This is a genomic window from Acidobacteriota bacterium, from assembly GCA_038040445.1.
GTDB lineage: Bacteria > Acidobacteriota > Blastocatellia > UBA7656 > UBA7656 > Onstottus_A > Onstottus_A frigus.
Map to the genome: position 1 here is coordinate 160,428 of JBBPIG010000002.1, position 17,291 is coordinate 177,718.

General features: G+C 57.0%; 9 protein-coding genes. 3 read left to right on the top strand and 6 right to left on the bottom strand.

Annotated elements, in window-relative coordinates:
- Positions 1-65: 65 nt before the first annotated feature.
- Genes AABO57_02845 through AABO57_02855 form a run of 3 tightly spaced genes read right to left on the bottom strand, consistent with a single transcriptional unit; the run spans position 66 to position 3,799 of the window.
- On the bottom strand, positions 66-2,192 hold the full coding sequence (locus tag AABO57_02845) for a DUF2723 domain-containing protein (GenBank protein ID MEK6284657.1): 2,127 nt from the start codon (positions 2,190-2,192) through the stop codon (positions 66-68).
- Positions 2,189-2,926 (bottom strand): hypothetical protein, encoded by a 738-nt coding sequence (locus AABO57_02850; protein MEK6284658.1) that lies wholly within the window; start codon positions 2,924-2,926, stop codon positions 2,189-2,191. The genes AABO57_02845 and AABO57_02850 overlap by 4 nt, the downstream gene beginning before the upstream one ends.
- A gap of 3 nt (positions 2,927-2,929) precedes the next feature.
- Entirely contained in the window at positions 2,930-3,799 is an 870-nt protein-coding gene (locus AABO57_02855; GenBank protein MEK6284659.1) for a hypothetical protein, read from the bottom strand.
- A 225-nt stretch (positions 3,800-4,024) separates the two neighbouring features.
- On the opposite strand from AABO57_02855, the gene AABO57_02860 reads away from it, so the two are divergent.
- A complete protein-coding gene (locus AABO57_02860; GenBank protein ID MEK6284660.1) occupies positions 4,025-4,933 on the top strand; it encodes a universal stress protein in 909 nt (302 codons plus the stop codon).
- Positions 4,934-5,061: 128 nt separating this feature from the next.
- Here AABO57_02860 and AABO57_02865 read toward each other — a convergent pair whose 3' ends face one another.
- The 3 genes from AABO57_02865 to AABO57_02875 form a co-directional block, all read right to left on the bottom strand.
- Complete coding sequence (locus AABO57_02865) at positions 5,062-7,674, bottom strand: efflux RND transporter periplasmic adaptor subunit (protein ID MEK6284661.1); 2,613 nt, start codon at positions 7,672-7,674, stop codon at positions 5,062-5,064.
- A gap of 636 nt (positions 7,675-8,310) precedes the next feature.
- Positions 8,311-10,557, bottom strand: coding sequence for an HD domain-containing phosphohydrolase (locus AABO57_02870; protein MEK6284662.1), 2,247 nt, complete (start codon positions 10,555-10,557; stop codon positions 8,311-8,313).
- A 1,341-nt stretch (positions 10,558-11,898) separates the two neighbouring features.
- Positions 11,899-14,955: a sigma 54-interacting transcriptional regulator gene (locus tag AABO57_02875; GenBank protein MEK6284663.1), complete on the bottom strand. Its 3,057-nt coding sequence runs from the start codon at positions 14,953-14,955 to the stop codon at positions 11,899-11,901.
- A gap of 301 nt (positions 14,956-15,256) precedes the next feature.
- Between AABO57_02875 and AABO57_02880 the strand changes: the two genes are divergently transcribed.
- Both AABO57_02880 and AABO57_02885 read left to right on the top strand, forming a co-directional pair.
- Complete coding sequence (locus tag AABO57_02880) at positions 15,257-15,964, top strand: methyltransferase domain-containing protein (GenBank protein ID MEK6284664.1); 708 nt, start codon at positions 15,257-15,259, stop codon at positions 15,962-15,964.
- 61 nt (positions 15,965-16,025) lie between these two features.
- Positions 16,026-17,273 carry an NAD(P)/FAD-dependent oxidoreductase gene (locus AABO57_02885; GenBank protein MEK6284665.1) on the top strand — a complete coding sequence of 416 codons (1,248 nt, stop codon included), beginning with the start codon at positions 16,026-16,028 and terminating at the stop codon, positions 17,271-17,273.
- Positions 17,274-17,291 lie beyond the last annotated feature (18 nt).

Here is a 17,291-nt window from a genome sequence, read left to right on the forward strand (position 1 = left end):
GAAACGTCCGCCTGCACCGAAACCGGCCCTGTGAGAAAGAGGTCGAAGCGGAGCGCCTGGGTGCGTTAGTGAGCGTTGTTGGGTGCCCACTTGCGCATAGCGTTGAGACTTTCATTGATCGCTTGCTGCGCGAGAGTAAAGCCGGGCTGCACAGCAAGCGCTTGCCTGAACGCCTCAATCGCCTGCTCGTGGCGGCCATTTGCCGCAAGATATCGACCTCGGTTGTACAGCATGGTGACGTACACCGGCAGCACTTTCACCTTGACCACATCGTTGTCTTCGAATCGAAGCGTTTCGTCCGCCAAGCCTCGTGTCATCAATTGCGGATCGGCAGGCTCCGAGAACTCGCGACCGGTCCTCACCTGGAAAACCAGGCCTTGCGGAACGAACTGATACAGGTCGGCAAGCGATTTAGTCAACTCCACGTCCTTTCCCTCACGGTTTGCGGCGATGTCCAAAGTGACGTAGACCGGCGCGGTTCGAATGTGGTTGGTCACGAACGCGAGAATCATATCGTAGAATCGCGCACTGATTCGCTGATTCAAAGACACGTCGCGCTCGTAAAGCTCGGGATCGTGCTCCCAATGACGCAAGTCTTCCAAGAAGCTTTCGACCTTATCCCGGTTCTGCTCGATCGTCGCCGCGTAGGTACGCTCGAGATAATCAAAGTACCAGGAGCGCCGAAGCTGATTTACGTCGATGACCACCGCGTCGTCCCGGCGCCGTTCGACTTCGCGGAGGTATAGCATCGGCGAATAAACCTGCCAATCCCGCGTGAGCAACAGGCCGCCTGGCTCAATCGTGGACAGAATATTCTCGACGTAATCCTGCGCGATAAAGTATCGGCTTCGGTTGTCGTAGGGCAGGTTCCCCCAAAACGCTGCCACAGGCACAAGCAGTACAACCGCGGCGGCAATGTAGCGCGAGGCCCTCGACGCTGGGCGTAACGAGATCAGCATCTTCACAAGCCAGTTCGCGCCGAAGCCCGCGGCGATTGCCATTGCGATGAAGGTGGGCAAGTAATACGCGTCTTTGTCTTCGGCGATCTCGTACCCGAGCGCATAGACCAGATCTGCGGCGATCACCAACGCCAGAAACCAGAACGCGGCTCTTTCCCGGCGATAGACATCGACCAGTCCGGCGATCGCCAGCACCGGTCCGGCGGGCAGCCACCACGGACCGAACTCGCTTGCCGTGAGCTTGATGAAGCCGCCAAACTGGCTCACCATCGTCTGCAACGAAAAGGAAAGGAAAACCTGATATTGTCTGCCCGTCACGTGCCACCACAGCCGCTCGAATGTGCGAGGGTCACCCCAGTTCATTGTCGGCGACCGCGAAGCTGCTAGCGGCAGGTACGCGTAGATGGCAACTCCCGCGAATGCGAACAACGCGGCATAAAGCAGTCTCCTGCTCTTGAAGAACCTCAGGCCTTCAGTGGTGAAGGCGAGGGCCGCGAGCGCGGGCAACATCAATCCTACGGTGACGTGGTGCACGCCGAGCGCAAGGCCAAAGAAGAACGCAGCCGCATAGAGCGGCTTGTCGCTCGGCGATACCCGATCCGCTCCAACAGGATCTTGCTTTTGGCCGCGGTGCTCGATAATCCTCCGCCGCCAGCGGAACATCAGCAGAAAGACGACAAGTATCAGCAGCGAGTTGAGTGTGTAGACCTCGGCTATCGTCGCGTAGCCCCAGAGTGTTCGCGAGAAGGCCAACAATAGCCCCGACACCATGCACGAAACAACCAATAAGAATCGCGCATGCGCGGGAGAGTCTTGAGGTTGTGCGAATGGCGCGGTCTTCTTTCCACTTTTTCCGCGAGTTGCCTTCTTTCGAGGTCTGTGTACAAGATTCGACAACCGCGTGATTGTTATTGCCTCAATCACAACGAGCGTGACGAACGATGAAGCCAGCGCCGCAAAGAGCGCCGACGCGAAGTTCACTCTAACAGCCACGTTGCCCATCGGAACTAATGTGGCAAAATGCGCCAGCAGAACGTACAGAGGAAAGCCGGGCGGGTGAGCCACGCCGAGCGACCGCGCGGCCACGATTAACTCGCCGCTGTCGACCAGGGTGACGGTTGGAGCAAGAGTGTAAGCGTACAGGGCAAGCGCTGCGATGAACACCAGGAGCGCGCACGTAATGCGGGCGTCTGAAAGCTGAATCGTGTCGGCAGTATGGGTGGCAGCGGTCATCCCTTCCCGCTCGCTTTCGTGTAGCCGGTGAAGCGCAAATTAACTCTCACGCGAGTAGAATAACTCCCGAGCCTAACACTGTAGTCCGCCGACGTGTACGCCGGGAACCAGTAGTTATCGTGATTCTGAAAGTAAGTCTCGAATTTCGGAGTTGTATGCCCGCTCTGTTCGGGAAGCGCTTCCCCGGCCACTTTGACGACGCACAGATCTTGATCGTCAATCCAGACGCGGCCCTTGAGGTATCGCTCGTGACTCCTATCGGGGTCGGGCATCTTAATCCTGGGTTTCACGTCGAAGACAAAAGTGGTCAGTTCGTCGACGCGTTCGCGGCCGACGTAGTTCAACTCGTAGACATTGAGCGTTTCGGGAGTAATCGTGAACTGGTAGACGCGCGTCAGGTTATTAGCGCTGTTTGTGCCGATGTAAACATCTTTAGGCAGGGTCGACGTGTTATCGAGGACCTTCTCTTGCCGATTGCCGTTGCGGTCGAATGAAATCTTGGAGAAGCGGTAGTACTTGCCGGTTATCGTATCGGCCAGACTGATGGTCTCGATCGTAAGCTCGGCATAATAGGTGTATCCGCGCAACGCGGCAAGCAGATCCTTACCGCGCTCGGCGGCCGCCGAAAGTATTTCAGCCGGGGACTTCTGAGGAGCCGCGGGAGCTGACGGGTATGGGCCGGTCGCCACGATGGTCAGGCATGCGGCGATCGTCCGAACAATGTCGAGCATCATGCATCAAGGCTTCTTTGGGGGCTTCTTCGCGTCCGGCTTGGAGTTTGGATCCGGCGGTTTAACGGAAGGCGTTCCCGGTTTGTTCTTTTCCGCCGCTTTCACGTCGTCCTCATTTGCCGCCTCGCCTTCATCGCCTACGCGAATCCTGCCGCTGAACTTCCTGTAGTTTGTGTAGCGAACGACTATGCGCAAATGGATAGAGGCTGCCTTCTTGAACTCCAGGACGTCATCCGAGTAGACGTAGGTCGGAAACCAGAAGCGACCATCGATGTTTTCTCGATATGTTTCAAAGCGTGGGAACTTGTTCTCATCAAATTGAGGAACGGCCCGGCCAGCCACCTTAACGATCTGCAGATCTTGATCGTCAACCCATATGCGACCTTCCAGGTAGCGCTGGCCTTTGACGATTGCTTTCGGTTTCACATCGAAAACGTACGTGTTCAACTCGTCGATCTTCTCTTTGCTGACGTAGTCGACCTGGTATTTGGGAAGATCTTCGGCGGTTAGCGCGAACGGCTGCACGCCGGCCAGGTCCTGCATGTCCTCCGGGGTCAGGTTCACCCCAGCCGTCGAGGGAGGGAAGAAAGTAATCTTCTCGATTCTGTTGCTCCGGTCGTCGAAAACTATCTCAGAGACTCGATGAAACCGCCCCGTTGCGGAGCCGGCTTCTCCAAACGTTGTCAGGTCGAAGTCCTGCGTGAACATGTAGTTATTCCGCGCGATCTTGTTCTGAGTCTCAGCTTCCGCGAATCGCCTGACGACTTCGGCAATCGTTGGCGCTTCGGCTTTTTGCGATGGCCTGGTTTGATAAGCGGACACTGATAGACACGAGGTTATTAGACTCAGAGTTAGAAGCAATATTCTGCAGCGCATTTTTACATCCCCCGTAAACTAATTGAATCTTACTGTTCACCCGCCAACTCCACAAGCTGACGCACTAGCCTTGGATGATCCGCGGGTGATTGCTGTTCGCTCTGCGGCTTCAACAATCGAGGTCGGGTGCTATATCATCGTGAGCGTGGAGCATTCGGCTGGCGGCAAGCTGCTCCAGACTCGGGCTCGAGAGCAATGCCAGTTCTTCACCTTGTAGGATTGTCTATGAAACTCTTGATCTGCACCGATGGTTCCGCTCAGGCGGAGAACGCGGTACGGTTTGCCGGGCTCATCGCCGAAAAGTCTCGGGCCGAGACCACGCTTCTGGGAATAACCGAAAAGCCGGGCGACGAGGACGCGGTGTTCGATTCGCTCCGCCGCGCGCAACAACTCCTCAAGGAGCGAGGCGTAAACGCGGAGGTGATCGCCAAAGCCGGCGAGCCCATCGACGAGATAGTCAAACGCACCGACGAGACGACCTACGACCTGGCGGTGATCGGGGCCGTACGCAAGGGCACTCGTGGGCCGTTCCTGATGTCGGCGAAGGCCTACAAGATCATAAAAGCTGTCGCGCCTCCGGTGCTGGTTGTGATCGGAAATCGCGAGACCATCAAACGCATTCTGGTCTGCAGCGGCGGCGAGAAGTACATCGACCGCGCGGTCGAGTTTTCCGGCGCGATAGCGAAAGCCGCCGGCGCCTCGATCACGCTCTTTCACGTCATGGCAGAGCCGCCGGCGGTTTTTACCGATTTGATCCGGATGGAAGAAGACGTGAATCTCTTGCTGCACTCGAGCTTGGGGCTTGGCCAGAACCTGCGCCGCGAGAAGGAATCGCTTGAAGCGATGGGCGTCTCTGCCGAGGTGCGCTTGCGGCACGGGCTGGTTATCAGCGAGGTGTTTAAGGAGATCCGTCGCGGCGATTACGACCTGGTGGTGACGGGTTCCTCACCGGAGGGCGGCAACCTTCGGAGTTACATAATGGGGAACATCACCCGCGAGATCGTCAACCGCGCCGAGTGTCCGGTGCTGGTCGTTCGCGGCGGCGAAGAACCAGCGGGGCTAACGCGAAGCTTGAAAGGGTTCTTCACGCACGCGTTTGGACACTCGAAGGGCGAACCAGAGCGAAACCGATAGCAGCTCGCAGTCAGTTGTCTCCTTGGACCCGTCGCGCCGCCGATGATCGGCGGCGGCCGTCCTTCGACCTTCCCTGGGTAAGCCCGGCAGCTCCACGAACGACATAAAATTGCGAGGCTCTATCGACCTCAGAACAACCACAATTCCGGCCTTAGCGCCTGCCAAATCTTTTGCGCCAGGATTAGGCCGATAGACTGCCGGCCGAAACTGATGCGCGCGAAACCGGTCATCCCTGGACGCAGCAGCCCATCAGAATTCTCAATCAAAACCTCAACAGGATAAAACCGCTGAGCGCGCTCATTTGGAATTGGCTCGGCGTTTATCTTCGAGACTCGGCCGGTGAATACGCGGCCGGGCATCGTCTTCAATTTGAACCGGACTGGACTGTCGAGTCTGACGCTGCCGATCTCGCGCTCGCTCACGTCAATCTTGAGGAAGAACTTCCCGATCTCGCCAATGCGGCAGATCTCTTCACCGCGGCTGTAGCGGCGACCAACCATCTTGCGCATATCTTCACCAAGCACTACTCCGGCTTTCGGCGTCACTATTGCCATGCCTTCAGACTCGCGCCTGAGTATCTCATGCCTGTGCCGGAGCGATTCGAGCTGCTGCCGATTCGAGTGTAGCTCTGCAATCAACGATTCGAAGTTTGAGCGAGCGGCGCGCGCTTCGGTTTCCGCCACCAGCGAATTTGTCTGGGCGCCGCTTGTTAGCCTGTGGTGGTCTACAAGAGCCGCGTCCAGTCGTGCGCGGGCGGCGCGAAGTGCCGTCTCACTCAGCCGCGCTTCGGCGACAGCCCGGTCATAGATCTGCTCGCCGACCAGCCCTTGATCGAACAGCTTCTTGTAGCGCTCCACCTCTCGACGATTGCGATCGAGCTCGATTTGCTTCAGCTCTATTTCCGACTGAAGAACGGTGAGTGAGGCCGGAAGCGGTTGAGAGCGCTGAGCGCTTTTTTCCGCGTTGGCGATTTGAGCCGACTCATCCTTAAGCTCATTTGCCAGACGCTTGCGGTCGGTCTCTTTAAAGTTAGCCGAAAGCACGTTCTCGCTTCGCACGCGGAGATCGTCCTCTATTCTCGAATTGTTGGTGTTGAGCCGGTCAATCTCCGCGCTCAACTGCGTGAGGCGGTCTTCGATTTCAGGGTTGGAGAGGCGCGCCACTCTTGCGCCTTCGGCGAGAGCATCGCCCGGCTGAACGTAGATTTCGGCCAGCACGGCATCGGTGTTAGCGCGCACTACGCCCTCACGGTCCGGTGGCAAGAGTAGGGTACAGTCGCTTCCGGTAGCCGCTTCCCAGGGCGCGATGAGCACTGCGATCACAATCAACGCGAAACCCAGCTTGATAACCTTGCGGCGCTTTGGAAACCACGCCTTTCGAGTCTCACTTTGGGGGCTGTTCTGCTCCGAGGTTGGCTTGTCTACAACTGTTTGTGCTGACATGCTGGGTACTCCTTCGATCGTGCTTAATGCTCGCTCCACGAACCGCTCATCGGACGTTTTCTCACGTCGAGCGTTAGCGAGGGATGAAGCAAGCAAAGCACGTCCTTCGGTCAAAATCGGTTTCCACCATCTTTCAGTTAGCAACGCGGTCAGGAGCATCGTTAGCAACACTCCCAGGAATCGCAATCCGTCCATCAGCTCGCCGCTTACCCATCCGAGGATGAGCCAGATCAAGATCACGGAATAGAGAATCGACGAGATCCAATAGCTGAAATAGAGCAGCGGCCTTTGAGAATCCGCCTGTCTCTTCTGTGGCTCGCCCAGAAGTCTTGCGAATAGGGATCGCACGTAATCAGAGGAACGAGCCTGCAGATTAACAACGCCGAGCGCTTGCGAAAGCGCGTAGTAGCCGTCGAGCTTGATTAGAGGATTGCAGTTGATAAGGATGTTGAACGACCCGCCAATGAAAACCAGCAGCGACAGGTCCCCCAACAGCGAGTACGGAGTTGCAATAAGCCAACCCAACCCGCCGAGGGCGCTTACTATCAATTGCCAGTAGATGCCGGCGAAGATCACCCACAGGCGCTCGCGCTTGCGGCCCATGCGGTAGATATCCGTGACATTGCAATAGAAGGCCGGCAAGACGTAATAAATCAGCAACACGCCCATCTCGCGGACATCCCCGCCGAAGTGCTTGCAGGCCAGTCCGTGCGCGAACTCGTGCAGCGCAGTTATCGTTAGCGTTATCCCAAGAATTGCCGCAATGCCATACTCACGATAGAGGTAGGATGTATAGGTTGAGACTTCATCAACTCTGGAAAGCATACCAAAAGCGACGATCAGCATAAGCACGAACGAAGACACAATGGCAGGTTTGGTGAGCGCCCAGCCAAAAACCCGATCGAGCCACGCCAGCACCTTATCAGGGTTGAATAGGTGGAATCTGACGTAGAGCCCGCGCTCAGGCCGGTGACCGGCGATCGAACCATCCGTGCCGCCGCGCGCCAGCAGACCGAACGAGTCGAGCTTGCCAAGGAATCTTACGAGCGTCGCGCTTGTCACGCGCGGACCATTGGCTTGAGGTCCGCCGCTCGCGACATCCGAAACCGTCAGTGTGCCGTCGAACTGACTCAGTATTCTGTACTCGGGCTGTTTAAGAAGAAAGTAGCGGGAGGTAGCGGTGTTGCGCACGACGTAACGCGTAACGCCTGCTTCGATCTGCTCGGTGATATCGACCTCGGCGCCGAGGCGCGGCGGGTACAGGCAATACAGTCCGGGGTGTTGTTCTTGTGTGTCCATATGAATGAAGGCACGAAGGGCGCGGTGGCTTCGAATCTTGGCGGATCATCCTGTGGCTGTGTGCTTTGTGGATGATGCGCTTCAGTTCACTGTCACCGCGCCCTTCGCAGGTTCGGTTGTTGATTCTTAGTGGCCGACTATCACCGCGGGTGCAACCACTTCTTCCACTTCTTCGATTTCCAACTCGAAGATGACTCCGTCTTCGACTATCTTGATTTCGTTTCGCATCATGGTCTCCTTTGTAGTTCTTGTTTTCTGTGACTGGGTTGTGACGGCAACTTGAGAGCAGCTTTTACAACCCCTTGTTTCTCACGTCACTAGGGTTGGCAATGTGCGTGCCGTCGCAGACGTGAGGAGCGGGCTAGCTGCCGCATGTTTGAAGTCAGTAACTTAGCTGCTTGAGGGAGTGACCGGCAGGGTAGATAGAAATGGGAACCCACTACACACTTGCGATCACGCGACTGTAAGTGGGATCGAGGCGGAGGTTATTGGAGTTGTGTATCAACTATCCTTGCGTGTACCTGCTACACACTTGGGAGCGGTTCGTAGTCCCGCCTTCAGGCGGCAGTTCGTGGCGAGGGCTGGCGGTCAGGTACAAGCTTCCGCCTGAAGGCGGGACTACAAACTACGAGCTTCTCAACTCGGCGCTTTGGTTGCTCGGTTCTCAAAGCTGATTAACGCCAAGTCGGGCATTGTTCCCACAGAATCGACTTTAGATGTGCGCGCGGCTCGCAGTAGGTCCTCGAAGCTGGCTCCGTCATCAGGGAGCGTCGCGAGTCCTACGCTAACGGATAGATCGTGGTCAAACCCAGCCATCATGATTTCCCTTCCAATGCGGCTGCATATCTCGGCAGCATCGCTCCGCCCGCTCTCGGGCAGCAAGGCGATCAAGGAGTCACTCTCGTAGCGCGCCACCAGATCGGTCTCACGCACGTGCCGCTTGATTAGCCGGCACAGTTGGGCCAGGCTTTGTTCCCTGATGCTCTCGCCGCCGGTGGTGGCAAAGCCGAAATGATTGACGTTCACCGCGATTAGCGAAAGCGCGGTCCCAATCCGATGACTCCTTGCGCGCTCTCGCTCGAACTGGGTGATCAGCGCGCGTTCGTTGGCCAGCCCTGTTGCGGAATCGGTGAAAGCGTCGCGTTGCGCCTGTTCGAATGTGAGCGCATTGTGGACGGCATCGGACGCCGGCTGCGAGATCGATTCCAATAACTGTATGTGCTCGCTTCCATAAGCCGCGAGTTCTGTAGAATAGAGGGCGATCGCGCCGATGGCTTCTTCGTTCTTGATGAGCGGAAAGACAACCACACCTTTATAAGCGCTCGCGGTTTCCGCGCCGAGGAACCCGAGGTCAAGCACGGGGTTGGTGTTGTACATCGGCCGCTGGTTGGTTATTACCCATCCGGTGATTCCTGCTTCGGCGGGCATGCGACGCTTCATGAATCTCTCAGCGTGCAGCCCGGTCGCGTGGACTATTTCAAACTCTGACCGCGACGCGTCGAACAGAGCGATCGCGCAGGTCGTAAACGGAATAAGCTTCGAGAGGCGATTCGTTAGTATGGCGACGGTGTCTTCCAGCGAGAGAATGCTCGACAGCGTGCGAGACATTTCGTACAACGCGGTCACTCGTTGATTGGTCTCGGCGATTGAGTTGAGAGCGGCGGCAGCCCGGTCGACCTGAGGCGCAGTATCGAAACCGGCGGCCGGCCGCGCATTCGCCATCGCCGCGCTTTCTACCTTACTGGGTTTGTTGGTTGGCGGCGGCTTGAAGTTCACGGCTTCAACTTCGAGCTGGTCTGCCATCGACAGGAATGTTTCCACAAGACTTGGATCGAAGAAAGTGCCCGCGTTTTCCTTTATGTATGCGAGCGCTGCTTCGCGAGTCATCCCGGTCTTATACGGCCGGTCCGAGCGAAGCGCGTCGTAGTTGTCCACGAGCGTGATGATGCGTGCGGTGATCGGGATCCCTTCGCCTTTCAGGCCATCGGGATAGCCGCGTCCGTCCCATCGCTCGTGATGATGCCGAACGATTGGCACGACCGGATAACGGAAATCGACGTTAGAGAGCATGTCCGCGCCGATGATCGTGTGCATCTTCATCTGCTCAAACTCGTGCTCGGTTAGCTTGCCGGGCTTGTTGAGGATGTAAGCGGGCACGCCGATCTTGCCGATGTCATGAAGCAGCGCGCCTGCCTTGAGCGCTTCGATTTCCAACTCGGACAGGCCGACAGCTTCACCCATCCTGCGCGCGAACAACTTCACTCGCTGAATGTGATCGTGAGTGACGTCATCTTTGGCGTCGATGGCCATCGCGAGCATTTCCAGAATCGAATCGTAGACGCTGGTGAGTTTCTGATAGTGGCTTTGTTGTTCGTCGAGCTTGTCGTGATAGGTCTTAAACGCGTAATAGATGACTATGGGCACCGGCATCAGTGCAAGCATTATCACGGCAGTAGTCGGAAGTCCGAAATTGACGAAGGAATAGTTGATCAATCCTGCCACTGTAGCGCAGGCTAGAAGTGATATCGGTTCCCATGGGAATGTTCCGCGAATCCTGTCCTTTATCTTGATTAGGGAAGTGAGCAGCGACACCAATACCGGTATCGCAAACTGCAACACATAGTATGCAAGTGCCATAGCGACGATTGGCGCAGCGACGGTCAATGCTTTCTGACCAGATGATCCTACAGGCTCTACCGTATGCATCCGGAGTGCGACCGCATAATAGACCTTGCCGGATGCGTAGACCGAGATGGAAATGTTGGAAAGATTAATCAGATAGTCGGTCGGCTTAAGCCTGAGGCGCCAACTCGAAAGGAACATGTCAACGGCGCCAAGCAAAGCGCCGTGATATGGCCCCAGCATTACGACAGCAAAAAACATCAGTGCCTCCGGGAAAGAGACTCCGCTGCCGTTCTTGAAAAATAGTGCATGTCGCGCGGAAGTTCTTGCTACGATCAGAGCTAGTAGCAACCAGACAAGTAGTCTTTGTGAGCCCCCAATGGCCACCTCTGCCGATGCCCGTGCAAGCAGAAAGCCGGTCACCAGTGTCAAGAATGCAAGTAGAACCAAGCCCTTCGCTTTGAACAGCTTCAGATCGTTCTTGAGCCACTCCATAAGTACCGCCGTGCCTTGAGTCTCAAAATGGATGAATACCAACTAGTCTAGGCGTTGGATTCTTTTCAAACGTGATGCCGCTCTATCACGAGCGAAGCTTATTCAAGCAATAGCAAGGCTTATGTGGGATCTCCGGTTGACGTCGGGGCGGCTTTGGTTCAGTCAGGCTGACCGCAAACGGGGGTTGAAACAGTCATTCTGATGATGTGAGATGGTTCGAATTCGCGAGGCCGACTCGTTGCAGCAGGCTCTTAAACCTCGGGTGCCACGCAGGCTGTCCAGTCGTGGATCAACTCTTAGCAGACACAGGTCTGCGTCACGTTCGGCATATGCCCTCTCGATCCATTGGAACGCTTGATCCTTCTCTCCAAGAGCCACGTAAATGACTGCAATGAAATTGGGCTGCACGTAACGCTCTGCCGACAGCCGTATCAATTCGTCTATCGCGCCCTGCGCCTTGTCTCTTCTGCCGAGCAAGGCATGTATCCGCCCGAGTGACGCCGTGACCTCTGGGGCGTTTCGCAGGCTACCTTGCGCCCACTGATACTCAAATGCGGCTTCTTCGTATTTGCCCTGGGCCTCATGCGTGTGATTGCGAAGGGCGTATCAATGGATCACACGCGTTTAATAACCGAGGCGACGTGGCGCTCGCAGCAGACACAGAAGCCTCCTGCTTTGACGGTAGAGAGAATGCCAGAGCTTACTAATCGCGAGGTCATGCGTCGTCTCGGATCGGTTTTCGTCGTGCTCTTGATTGCTCTTTTATTCAGTGCTTGCACTAAGAAGGTGTACACCGACCCGCATGAGTTTCTGCGGAGTATGATTGATCAAGCGACACAAGATGACGTAGCTAAAAGGCTAGGGCCGCCCACCTCAAGGACACTCGCAGATGGCAGTGAAGTTTGGGCATTTGATTATCGCTCGGATCATGTCAGGGGATCTCAGGACAATAAAAGCGGCGGCACCGTCTGCCGGCGACTGATTCTCGTTTTTGACAAGGGGAAGACATTGAGAGACTGGCGACGTGAGCCATGCTGATAAGAATTACCGGGCGTGAGAGTCCTACCATGGCGCGCTGCTAACGTAGCGCAACGCGTTTCGCATGCTTCAGTCGCCGAAGTTCAAGCGGTCCATCTTCAAATAGAGTCCCTTTCGCGAGAGTCCCAGATCCTTCGCCGCGCGGGCTATGTTACCTGACGAGCGGCGAAGGGCCTCTTGAATCATTCGACGCTCCAACTCTTCCACCGCCTCGCCCAGCGTCGTCGAGTCAGTACTCATCTGCATCGAGGGCGCATGTTTTCTTGAGCTGGCCGGGCTGGCATCGAGTTCACGGCTGGCTCGCACGATCTCGGAAGAGAGAGTTTCCGGAGTAACGATCGTAGCCGATTCACTGTAGGTAACGATGCGGCGCACTTCGTTACACAACTGCCTGACATTGCCAGGCCAGTCGTACACCACCATAAGGTCGACTGTTTCCTCGGAGAGTCTGATCTCATTCTTCGCCGCCTCCTGCTGATATTGACTCATATAGTGGTTGATTAGGGCCGGAATCTCTTCACGTCGCTGTCTCAACGGCGGCACGTGGACCCTGATAACGTTTATGCGGTGAAAGAGGTCTTCGCGGAATCGGCCTTCGGCAACCGCACGCTCGAGTTCCGCGTTGGTGGCCGCCACGACGCGCACGTCGACGCGTTGCGGCTGGCTCTCCCCGATGGGATGAATCTCACCTTCCTGCAGGAACCGCAGGAGCTTTGGCTGAAGCGTGAGCGGCAGATCGCCAATCTCGTCCAAAAAGAGCGTGCCGTGCTCGGCGCCGCGAATGATGCCCTCGCTGTTGGCGATGGCTCCGGTGAAGGCGCCTCGCCGAAATCCGAATAGCTGGCTCTCAATCATGTCATGCGGCGCGGCCGAGCAGTTGAACGGTAGAAAGACGTTCATGCGCCGCGAACTGCCTGCGTGCACCGCTCGCGCGATCAACTCCTTGCCTGTGCCCGACTCGCCGGTAATCAGCACGGTGACGTCGGAGGATCGAATCTTGTAGATCTGCTCGAGCACGCGACTCATCGCGCGGCTTGCACAGATGAAACCGGGGAGCTCGACCTGCGCCAGCAATCGTGCCGGATCGAACACCTGCGTGCGCCGGCTCTTGGTCCTGAGAATCTGTGTCTCCAACCCTTGCTCAACTATGGAGAGCAGAGGCTTCATGTTGACGGCGCCATTCAGGTAGCGCTGCGATCCCGGATCGACGATGTGAAGCAAATAGGCCGTCTCCTGATTGTCGCTGATCCGGTAGACAGATTGGCTTCGGTAGTGTTCGGGCGAAAGCGTGTGAAGGAAATCGATCCTTTCACGTTGCTCTGCCTGGTTAAGCCCGATTGAAGCCGCGACTCTCAACCTCGGGGCCTCTCTTTTTGCGGATTCGTCGTTGAGAATCTCGGCGACGACCACTCCGCGGCTCGATGATTGGTCCCGCACGATCGAGACAAGCTCGTGCAGCAGCAGATCGCGCGACACCGATGCCTGCACCAGGCGATGGGCGATGAACCCGTCGACGGCCGAGGCGAGGCCTTGAGCGATGGACGGACGGCTGTCGGAGCGTCCAACTTCAAGGTTTCGAGGTTCACCGTTCTCCGGTAACTCATCAGGCTTGGACTTCGCTCTTAGCGATTCGAGAAAAACTCCGGCGTTGCGCGCGTCGATTGCGGCGCCAAGGCGCTCGAACGCTTCGAGTGCCGATTCCACTTCGGCTATCGCGAGCCCGATGTTGCCCTGTCTCTCAATCATCCCGGCTAGCAATACCTGATTCACCGCGCAATGGTAGTCGTTACGTCTGAGCGTGTAGATGGATGTGCTCTGCGCGAGCGATTGGATCGCCGCGGCAGTGTACCCGTCAGCGACTTCGATCTTCGCGACCATTCGCATCAGCAGTCCCCATACGAGCAGGTTCGGCGCTTCGCGAAGAAATGCTCGCACGTTTTCGACAAGCTCGCGCGCTTCTTGCAGCCGGCCGTTTTGAAGCAGCGCCTCGGCAAGCCAGAGCCGCGCCTCCGGAAGGTCATGCTGTTCCCCTCGCCGCGTCGCAATGTCTACAGCTCGCTCCAAAGGCGCGATGGCAAGCTCCGTATTTCCTCTTACCAGGTGGCTGCGTCCAATGGTCATCTGGGTGCTGGCTTCGGCCCACTCGCCGTTCTTGATCGAGGAAAGAATCTCGAGCGACGTCGCAAGTGCGCGATCCGACTCGTCGAGCCTTCCCATCAAAAGGTAGAGTTGGGCTAAAGTATCGTACGCCCCTCCCTGAGCCGCAACGCTGTTCACCTTGGAAAGCGTCTCAATCGCGCACTTGGCAAGCTCTTCGGCGCGGGCCCACTCGCAAAACCGTATGAGCTGCATCGCGAAGTTGTTCTGGTTGATGGCAACGAATTTCGGGTTGTCCGCGCGCTTAAAATCCTCGATGCATCTTTCCCAAGAGGCTATTTCCTTGTCCACCTCGCCCAGGTTCGAATAAACCACCGCGAGATACCAGTGAGCGCGGCCCAACAGGTCGGGCTCATCTCGGTTCCCGATGATCGTCAACGCCTGCTTCACCGAATGTAGGGCGTTCCGAAAATCACCCTCGCGCGCGTTGATGTACCCGATGTTGATGTATGACTCGGCCAGCTTGCTCCAATTGCCAACCTGCCTATAGTGCTCAAGCGCCGATGAGTACTGATCACGCGCAATACGAAGTTCCGAGAAAACGCTGTAAGCCCGGCCCATCCCGAAGTAACACTCGCCCATCTGCACGTGATCATCGGCGGCGCGCGCCAGATGTAGCGCCTGGTTGAAGAGCGCGATCGACCTGGGTATGTCGTTGTTAAAGCAGTAGCCCAATCCCAGCCGGATCAGTACTGACATCTGCGATGCTTCGGATAAGCGGTCAAAGTCGGCTGGCTTTCCATACTTGGAAACGGCTTCAAGCTGTTCAGGATTGAGCCCGCGCTTCTCGAGCGCCACGCTTAGCAGACAGCGAATCTGCGCCTCTTCGTCGTTGGATCGCGGCCCCAGCCGGAGGGCGGACTTGAAATTATTCGCCGCCTCCTCGAACCGGCTCTGGTCCAGCGCAGCTTGACCGGCAGCTACCATCTCATCGATGCGGTGACTGCCGAGTACTTCTCTAGTTGCCATCGAGGCACCTCTGGGGAACGGAGCTGCCCTTCCCTCCTACGATGTTCTTCAAAATGGCGGGGCTGAGACTGGTGAATCCTGATTAATAGCTCAAATAATTCCTCTAGTCAGAGCGATTTTATTGGGTGCCATTCGCAAAGTCAAGCAGGCTCTCCTTATGTATGTCATCTCTCCCTTGTGTCGCCAGGCTTCCCCGGGTGTGGCTCGCCGCTTAACGAAAGGACCAATCGAGGATATGATGGCTGTCCGAAGGCGTCCGGGGGCGAGACATCGAGAGAATTGACGCGCTCGAGAGACAAGAATGCTGACACCGAAACGAATCTACGAAGAGGAGCTGCTTGATGCCGGCGAGGGCACCGACAACGATGTCGCCAGAAGCCTGTCCGACTTGCGGCGCGTAAATCGCTTCCTCGGGGGAAGGAAGGTTGTGCTGCGGGCGCTCTCAACGTGCTTAGACGGGACCACGGAGGCAGTATCGCTGTTGGACGTTGGGACCGGCTCGGCCGATATTCCGATCGCGGTTGCTGAAAGCTTCAAGCAACGCGGCCTCAAACCGTTCATTGCCGCCGTCGATATCAGCGAGCGCAACCTCAGGATTTCTACCACGCGATTAGGAGTCAGCTCCGAAGTTCACCTTGTGCGAGCCGATTCGTTGAAGCTGCCCTTCGCCTCCCGCAGCTTTGATTTCGTTACTGCATCGCTTTTCCTTCATCACTTTCGCGACGAAGATGTTGTTCGCTTACTGGCGGACTTCGGCAGAATCGCCAGGCGCGCGGTTATTGTCAACGATCTCGTCAGAAATCTCGTGCCGTACTACTTCACCCGGATCGCGTTTCCGATACTGGGAGCGAGTTTCTTGACCCGAAACGATGGACCCGTGTCGGTGCTCAGAGCGTTCACTCCCGATGAGATGAATGATCTGGCACAACGCGCGGGCTTGAAGAATCGTCAGGTGAAACGAGTATTTCCGTATCGATTGTCACTTGTCGCAGACGTCCGTAGTCCGTAGTAGTCCGTAGCCCGTAGTCCGTAGTCCGTAGCTACGGACTACGGACCACGGACTATCCTTTATGTTTGATTACGACGCAATTATCATCGGCGGGGGGCCGGCTGGTTCGTCGGCTGCGATATCTCTTTCCCAACGCGGCGCGCGCGTGTTGTTGCTTGAAGAGAAACGCATGCCGAGGGGAAAACTGTGCGGCGAGTTCATAACGCCGGAGTGCTTTGCGCCGCTCGAAAGACTTGGGGTGATGGACCGCATGCTCGCCGCCGGCGCACGAAAGATAACCGGCGTGCGTCTGATCCTGGCAACCGGGAAATCAGTTCAAACTCATATCTCAAAGATATCGGACGACGCCGGGTGGGCGATGAGCTTGAGCCGCGCCCGGTTCGATCAGATTCTCTTTGACCGCGCGCGAGAGACGGGAGCTGTGTGCCTGGAAGGCGTCGCGGTGAAGGGCTGTGTATTCACTGACGGCATACTCCGCGGGGTCGAAGCATTGTCGCTACCGGAAGGTGCAAGCGTCCGCTTCGAAGCGCCGCTGATCATCGATGCCTCCGGTAGAAATTCACGTTTGATGCTTGGTAAGCGCGAACGCATCGCCGGCCGCCGCGGCTCGCGGCTCTACGCGCTAAAGGGACACTTCAAAGGCGTCGAAGGCATCGACGACCAGGTCGAGCTCTATTTCTTCCCACAGGGATACGGCGGTATGTCGGTGGTCGAAGACGGCCTCGTCAATCTCTGTTTCATAGTTGACCAGCGCGCTTTGAAAAGCGCGGGAGGCGATCCTTCAAGCATCATCGAACACACCTTGATGAAAAACAGTCTTGCGCGCGAGCGGCTGCAAGGCGCCGAGATCGTGGGGAAGTGGTACAGCGCCGGACCTCTCACGTTTGGACGCAGACGCCTCGAGCGCAACGGCGTCATCGCGATCGGCGATGCTTCGGGAATGATCGATCCTTTTACCGGCACTGGAATCCAGATGGCCCTGAGAACCGGCGAGATGGCGGCCGATGCAGTGTTCGAAGCAATCGCAGGTCAAGTCCCTTCGGGTGTTTCGGCGGCGCGGGTCGGAATGGCAATGTCTGGGAGTGCCTCATCGTCGTTTCTTGACTCTGTGCTTGCCTGTTATACCCGTCGTTACGAGCATGAGTTTGACAATCGCATGAAGGTCGCCGGTCTGCTTAGGGCCGCCGCTTTCTCAACGCCAACAGGAGGCCTTGTTGCCAGGGTTTTGGAGCGCGCACCCAGGCTAACCAGCCTCGTGCTAAGAGCCACCCGAAGCGGCAACAGTTCGAGGGACACCGTCTCACGATAACGGCCCGGGCAGGACGCA